Origin of the sequence: Devosia sp. (assembly GCF_040509215.1) — a bacterium.
GTDB lineage: Bacteria > Pseudomonadota > Alphaproteobacteria > Rhizobiales > Devosiaceae > Devosia.
Genome location: NZ_JBEVLL010000122.1, coordinates 1 through 6374 on the forward strand (window position 1 = coordinate 1; position 6374 = coordinate 6374).

Genomic DNA, 6374 nt, shown 5'->3' on the forward strand with positions numbered 1-6374 from the left:
AACATGCGCGAAATCCCGAACCACACGAGCCCCACGGCCAGCAGCGTGAGTGCAATCACCGGCACGATGGCATTGGAGAGAATTTCATTGGAGAGCGCCTCACGCTGGTTCTGGGTCTCGGCGACATGGATCGTCACCCAGCCCGTATCACTCGCCGTCGAAATCAGCCGCCCGATCGAAGCCACGCGCACCAGTTCGTCGCGATACAAGATATCGGCAAAGCGCGGCTCGGCTGAACTGGTCTCGTCCATCGCCGCCGCAAGATCTTCATAGCCCGTAACCGTTCGTCCATCCGGCCCCTCGACGGCATAGAACACCCGGTCCTGCCCCGAGAACATGGCAAAGGCAGCAAAGGGCAATTCGACGATGACGGTCTCATCCTCGACCTGCACCGCGCCGCCAATCGTCAATGCGGAAGCCGCCAGCAACCGATCAAACGCCCGATCCGCCGCCCGCTCCGCATAGTCGCGAATGAAGATGATGAGCACCACCGCCGCCGCCAGCAGCAGCACGGTCGCCAGCGCCAGAATGCGCCGGCGGATGGAAAAGGATTTAGTGGGCACGCTGACGCCTCGCTGCGTTCGGCACCCACGATTGCCCTTGTTCTCCCGGTGTCATCCCCGCGAAAGCGGGGATCCCCGTTTCAAAACAGAGATTCCCGCTTTCGCGGGAATGACACAGTGGATTTGTGAGGGACGGGGTATCCAAAGTCCAAAAGCTACCCATCCACCGCCCGCGCCACATAGCCCACCCCGCGCACGGTCCCGATCTCCACCCGCGCCGGCTCCAGCTTTTTCCGCAGCCGCGAAATATGCAGCTCCAACGCATTGATCGAGACGGTCTCATCGAAATTGAAGAGCTGGTTCATCAACCGCTCCTTGGCCACCACCTTGCCCGCATGGGTCAGCAAAATCTCGAGCAGCCGAAACTCCCGCCGCCCCAACTCCAACGCCTTGCCGCCGACGCTGGCATTGAGCCCGGCGAGGTCCAGCTCCAGATCCCCTAGCGCCAAAACGCTGCTGGTTTTCCCGCCGGTCCGCCGGATCAGCGCCCGCAATCTCGCTTCAAGCTCGCGAAGGTCAAACGGCTTTACGAGATAATCATCCGCCCCAAGATCGAGGAGGCTCACCTTGTCGTCGATTTCCGAGCGCGCGGTGATGACCAGGATTGGCGCCGAAAACTTTTCCCGCCGCAGTTCGGCAATCAGCCCGATCCCATCGCGATTGGGCAGCATCAGGTCGAGCGCCACCGCGTCGAAATCCTCGCCCTTGGCCGCGGACACCACATCGGCGCCGTCGCGCACCCAGTCGACCGAGTGACCGGCCGTGCGCAGCCGTCTTTCGATGGCCTCGCCCAGGTCCTCATTGTCTTCGACAAGCAAAATTCGCATGCGCGGTCGGTCTCCCCGCGCGGGATATTATCGAAGGCGGGCGCCGCGCGAAACCGGCTTACATCACCTGCGCCAAAAGCGCTCCGGCAACCCCTACTACGCACAGCGCCGCAAGCCCTGCCGCCAGCAGCATCTGCTGGGCCCGTTGCACATGCGCCCCGCGCCGCGCCTCAAGCTGCACCTGCTTTAGTCCCTGTGACTCGAAATCGAGATTGGCCATGCTCATCCCTCATGTGGCGCCGGCCTTTATGGCCAGGAGTCGACATTGGGCAGCCGCCTTGAAGAGAGCTGTTTCTCACCCGCGCCAGCACGATAGCCCCAGAGGTCCGGAGCGCGAATTGCAGTTTGCGAGAGCAGTTAATTTGTCTTAAATCTTCACAATCTGCGTCTTGTATGGAAGATATTGAAAGCCTCTCCCGAACATGGCACAACCTCTTTCATGACCCAGCCAGCACATCTTCACCCCGATCGTCTCTTCCCCGCTTCCGAGCCCGCGCAGTCTATCGCCAGGGATCTCTACCCGGCGGTAAAAGACCTCCCCATCGTCAGTCCCCACGGCCATACAGACCCGTCCTGGTTCGCCCAGAATGGTCGTTTCGCCAGCCCCACGGCCCTGTTCCTGACGCCCGATCACTATGTGCTGCGCATGCTCAAGAGCCGGGGCATCAGCTATGATGCGCTGGGCATTCCCCGCAAAGATGGCAAGCCGGTCGAAGCCGATGGTCGCAAGGCCTGGCGCCTCTTTGCCGACAACTACTATCTCTTTGCCGGCACACCCTCGAAAACCTGGGTCGATCACTCGCTCCACGCCGTCTTCGGCATCACCGAAGAGCTTTCCGGCAAAACCGCCGACAGCATTTTTGACGCCATCGACGCAAAACTCGGCGCGCCCGAACTCCTGCCGCGCGCCATTCTCGAACGCTTCAACGTCGAGGTGATCGCCACCACCGAATTCGCGCTCGATCCGCTGACCCATCACCAGTCGATGGAAGGGCAGGGCCTCATCGGCCAGGTTCGCACCACCTATCGCCCCGATGACGTCACCGACCCCAGCCGCCCCGCCATCGTCGAAAACCTGAAGAAATTCGGCGAACTGACCGGCGAGGACATTTCCAAGTGGGATGGCCTCATCAACGCCCACCGCAGGCGCCGCGAATATTTCCGCCGCTTCGGCGCCGTCGCTACCGACCATGGCGTGCCGACGGCCAACACGGCCGACTTGCCGCTGGTCGAAAAGCAGGCCCTCCTCGACAAAATCCTTGCCGGCAAGCACGACGCCAGTGACGCCGAACTCTTCCGCGCCCAGATGATGACCGAAATGGCGCTGCTCTCGGTCGAAGACGGCATGGTCATGCAGATCCACGCTGGCTCGCGCCGCAATACCGATCCGCTGCTCTTTGGCGAACGCGGCCCCGATCTCGGCGCCGATATTCCCGGCCCCACCGATTATGTCGGCGGCCTCCGTGCGCTGCTCTCGCGCTGCGGCAACGAGCCCAATCTGCGGCTCATCATGTTCGTCCTCGACGAAACCACCTATGCCCGCGAACTCGCCCCCATGGCCGGCTATTGGCCGAGCCTGATGATCGGCCCGCCCTGGTGGTTCCACGATTCCCCGCAGGGCATCCGCCGCTATCTCGACCAGGTCGTCGAAACCGCCGGCTTCTACAACCTCGCCGGCTTCAACGACGACACCCGCGCCTTGCTCTCCATCCCGGCCCGCCACGACGTCTGGCGCCGCGAAGTCTGCGGCTTCCTGGGCCGCTGGGTCGGTGAGAACCGCCTGACGAAATCCTCAGCCGAAGAAATCGCCAAGCACCTGAGCTATCAGGCAGCCAAGGACGCCTACAAGATCAAGTAGGCCTCGGGATCACCCCCTCCCAGCCTCCCCCATCAAGGGGGAGGTGCGGGTCGGTGGTTGTGAACGAAACGTGCCACGCACTCGATGCGACACCTCCCCCTTGATGGGGGAGGCCGGGTGGGGGTGGCGTCCCGCGCGCGAAAATTCAAAGTATCCCACCACACTTTCATCACCTTCTCGCGCCAACAGCGATTGACCCGTCGAATCGCACGCCGCCTTCTGCTCTAATGGCGCCATGATGAATCAGTCTCCTGCCGAAACCGCGCTCAGCCGCGCCATGATCCGTTGGTCCCTGACAAAATCCACGCCGGTGGCCGAAACGCCGCGCAGCTGGCTCTTTCGCGTCGAGCAGAACGGCCGCAATTTCGCGGCTCTGAAAATCATCAAACCTGAAGCGTCCAGGGAAGAGGGCAGGGGCGTGCGCCTCCTCCAATGGTACGAAGGCGACGGCGCCGCCACGGTCTTTGATACCCATGGCGATACCATTTTCATGGAATGGCTCGATGGCGGCACGCTGGGCGAGCCTGTCCGCGACGGCAAGGACGACGAAGGCACTATCGCTGTCGCGACTGTTGTCGGCAGCCTCCATAAGCCGCGCCCCGACGCCCCAGAAGGTCTTGAGCCGCTCCGCGACCGCTTCCAGACGCTCTTTGATACCGATGTTCGCGCCTGGCCGCGCACGGCCCGCGACCTCTACGCCCGCTCCGCCGGCATCGCGCTAAAGCTTTTCGACAAGCCGAGCGCCATCGTGCCGCTCCATGGCGACCTGCACCACGACAATATCATGAGTTCCGATCGCGGCTGGCTGGCGGTGGACCCCAAGGGGCTTCTCGGCGACCCCGCCTACGAGACCGCAAATATCTTCATCAATCCCGAGCGCGGCGAGAAGATCGCCTCCGATCCGCGCCGTATCGCCGCCCGCGCCGATATCCTCTCCCAACGCCTCGGCTACAATCGCAAGCGCATTCTCGGCTGGGCCGCTGCCCACGCAGCGCTTTCGGCCTGTTGGGATCTGGAAGCGGGCAAAACCATCGTCGTGCAATTGGCCTGCCTGCCCAACCTCCTCAGTGCTTATGACCTTGCCTGATCGCCCCGGAAGTTCCTCGATGCCCAATTTTTCGCGACGCGCCGTTCTCGTCCTCGGCACCGCCGGCCTGCTCTCCGCCTGCTCGGCCACCATTCCGCCGCTGCCCGCCGCCACCTCCAATCGGCCGGAAAGCCTGTCGCGCGACGAAATTCTCTCGGCCATCAACGCGACGCGAAAAGCCAATGGCGCTCCGCCCTGGACCTACAATCCGCGCCTTGAAACCGCGGCCCTCTCCCAGGCCCGACTCATGGCCCGCCAGGACAAACTCAGCCACGATCTCGGCGTAACCCTGCGCCAGCGCGTCACGGAAGCGGGCTATCTCGGCGCCGTCGGCGAAAACGTCGCCAAGGGTTACAAGACCCTGCCCGACGTCATCGCCGGCTGGCTAGAAAGCCAGGGCCACCGCAACACGCTGCTCTCGCCAAAATTCACCGAATTCGGCCTCGCCGTTGCGCGCACCAATTCAGGAAAACTCTATTGGGCCATGATCGCCGGCGGCAGTTTCGACGCCTGGCGTGTCTACGAATAGGCCACAGTTCTCTCGATGGTCGTCACCACCGGGCTTGTCCCGGTGGTCCATGCGGAGGCGAGGTGAATTGCCGGAACTGGTTGGAGCGGGGAACTACCCTCGGCCAAAAACCAGCACCGTCTCCAAATTCCCATCCCCGCCGGCAATCGGCGAAGCCACGCTCAGCCAATGGGAAAATCCCTGTGCCTCGACAAAGGCAATCACCTCACCCATCGCCCGCGCACTGGCCGCGGTGTCAGTAACAATCCCGCCCTTGCCGACGAAATCGCGCCCCACCTCAAACTGCGGCTTGAAGAGGATCACCGCCTCGGCCCGCGGCGCACAAAGCCCCAGCCCCGCCTCCAAGACCTTGGTGACGGACACAAAGCTCAAGTCCGACACCAAGAGGTCCACCGGGTCGGCAATCTCCTCGCGCGAAATCTCGCGCGCATTAAAGCCTTCAAGGCTCACGACGCGCGGATGCCCCTTGAGCCGCCGATGCAACTGCTCATGCCCGACATCCACGGCAAAAACCTTGGCCGCCCCGCGCTCCACCAGCACCTGCGTAAAGCCCCCGGTCGAGGACCCAACATCAAGGCAAACCTTCCCCTCGACGCTGATCCCGCCCGCATCGAGCCCCGCCACCAGCTTCAGCGCCGCCCGCGATACAAAGCCCGACGCCGGATCATCGAGCGTAATCACATCTTCCGCCCCCACCATCTGGTTGGGCTTCTTGGCCGGCTCGCCATTGACGCTCACCGTGCCGCGCAGGATCGCATCGCGTGCCCGCGCGCGGCTCGGCAGCAGCCTTCGCTGTTCAATCGCCAGATCGAGGCGAATACGGATACTCACTGCCCGACGAGCCGCTTGACCTTGGCCAGCGCAGTGTCCTGCGCCTCTTCATAGGCGACGGTCCCCTGGAACGAACCGTTCTTGTCGATCAGGAACGTCAGCGCCGTGTGATTGACGAGATAGAACTCGCTCTCGACATCGCCCGCCTTTTCCGAAAACACGCCAAACGCTGCCTTCACCTGATCGGTCGCTGCCTGGTCACCCACAAGCCCGATCACAGAGGGGTCGAACCCTTCGACGTAAGACTTCACCATCTCCGGCGTATCGCGTTCAGGGTCGACGGTGACGAAAATGATCCGCAGGTCTTCCGGCGTCAGCCCGAGCTGGGCGCGCCAGGCGGTGGTTTCAGCCAGCGTCGTCGGGCACACATCGGGGCAGAACGTATAGCCGAAGAAGATCAGGCTCGGCGTGCCCACCAGATCCTTTTCGGTAAACGCGCCGCCCTGCGTCGAATTCATCGCAAAGCTCTGCCCATTGAGCCCGAGCGGTCGCTGCGGCGGGCGAAACACATAGAGCAACGTCGCCCCAAGCGCCGCCACGGCCACCAGCACCCAAAGCACAATACGGAAATTGCGCAGCGTCTTGTTCGTCGTCATTTTCGGTTCCTGCCGATCACCCCCTCCCATCCTCCCCCATCAAGGGGGAGGTGCGGATCGAGTATGTGGCGCGATGTCTTCAA

At 62.9% G+C, this 6374-nt stretch carries 8 protein-coding genes; 3 read left to right on the forward strand and 5 right to left on the reverse strand.

What is annotated here, in order from left to right; all coding sequences use genetic code 11:
* From ABW043_RS06775 to ABW043_RS06785, 3 genes are all read right to left on the reverse strand, one after another.
* Window positions 1-563, reverse strand: a 563-nt coding sequence (locus tag ABW043_RS06775; protein WP_353920457.1) for a sensor histidine kinase N-terminal domain-containing protein, incomplete at its 3' end; no start/stop codon positions are given.
* A gap of 155 nt (window positions 564-718) precedes the next feature.
* On the reverse strand, window positions 719-1390 hold the full coding sequence (locus ABW043_RS06780; RefSeq protein WP_353920458.1) for a response regulator transcription factor: 672 nt from the start codon (window positions 1388-1390) through the stop codon (window positions 719-721).
* A 58-nt stretch (window positions 1391-1448) separates the two neighbouring features.
* Window positions 1449-1610, reverse strand: a complete 162-nt coding sequence (locus tag ABW043_RS06785; RefSeq protein ID WP_353920459.1) for a hypothetical protein — start codon at window positions 1608-1610, stop codon at window positions 1449-1451.
* Between the two features lie 219 nt (window positions 1611-1829).
* Between ABW043_RS06785 and uxaC the strand changes: the two genes are divergently transcribed.
* The 3 genes from uxaC (at window position 1830) to ABW043_RS06800 (ending at window position 4864) form a co-directional block, all read left to right on the forward strand.
* Window positions 1830-3248 (forward strand): glucuronate isomerase, encoded by a 1419-nt coding sequence (gene uxaC / locus ABW043_RS06790; protein WP_353920460.1) that lies wholly within the window; start codon window positions 1830-1832, stop codon window positions 3246-3248.
* A 238-nt stretch (window positions 3249-3486) separates the two neighbouring features.
* Complete coding sequence (locus ABW043_RS06795) at window positions 3487-4335, forward strand: aminoglycoside phosphotransferase family protein (RefSeq protein ID WP_353920461.1); 849 nt, start codon at window positions 3487-3489, stop codon at window positions 4333-4335.
* 19 nt (window positions 4336-4354) lie between these two features.
* On the forward strand, window positions 4355-4864 hold the full coding sequence (locus ABW043_RS06800) for a CAP domain-containing protein (RefSeq protein ID WP_353920462.1): 510 nt from the start codon (window positions 4355-4357) through the stop codon (window positions 4862-4864).
* Window positions 4865-4957: 93 nt separating this feature from the next.
* Here ABW043_RS06800 and ABW043_RS06805 read toward each other — a convergent pair whose 3' ends face one another.
* Window positions 4958-5695 carry a TlyA family RNA methyltransferase gene (locus ABW043_RS06805; RefSeq protein WP_353920463.1) on the reverse strand — a complete coding sequence of 246 codons (738 nt, stop codon included), beginning with the start codon at window positions 5693-5695 and terminating at the stop codon, window positions 4958-4960.
* Window positions 5692-6291, reverse strand: a complete 600-nt coding sequence (locus ABW043_RS06810) for an SCO family protein (RefSeq protein WP_353920464.1) — start codon at window positions 6289-6291, stop codon at window positions 5692-5694. The genes ABW043_RS06805 and ABW043_RS06810 overlap by 4 nt, the downstream gene beginning before the upstream one ends.
* Between the last annotated feature and the right edge of the window lie 83 nt (window positions 6292-6374).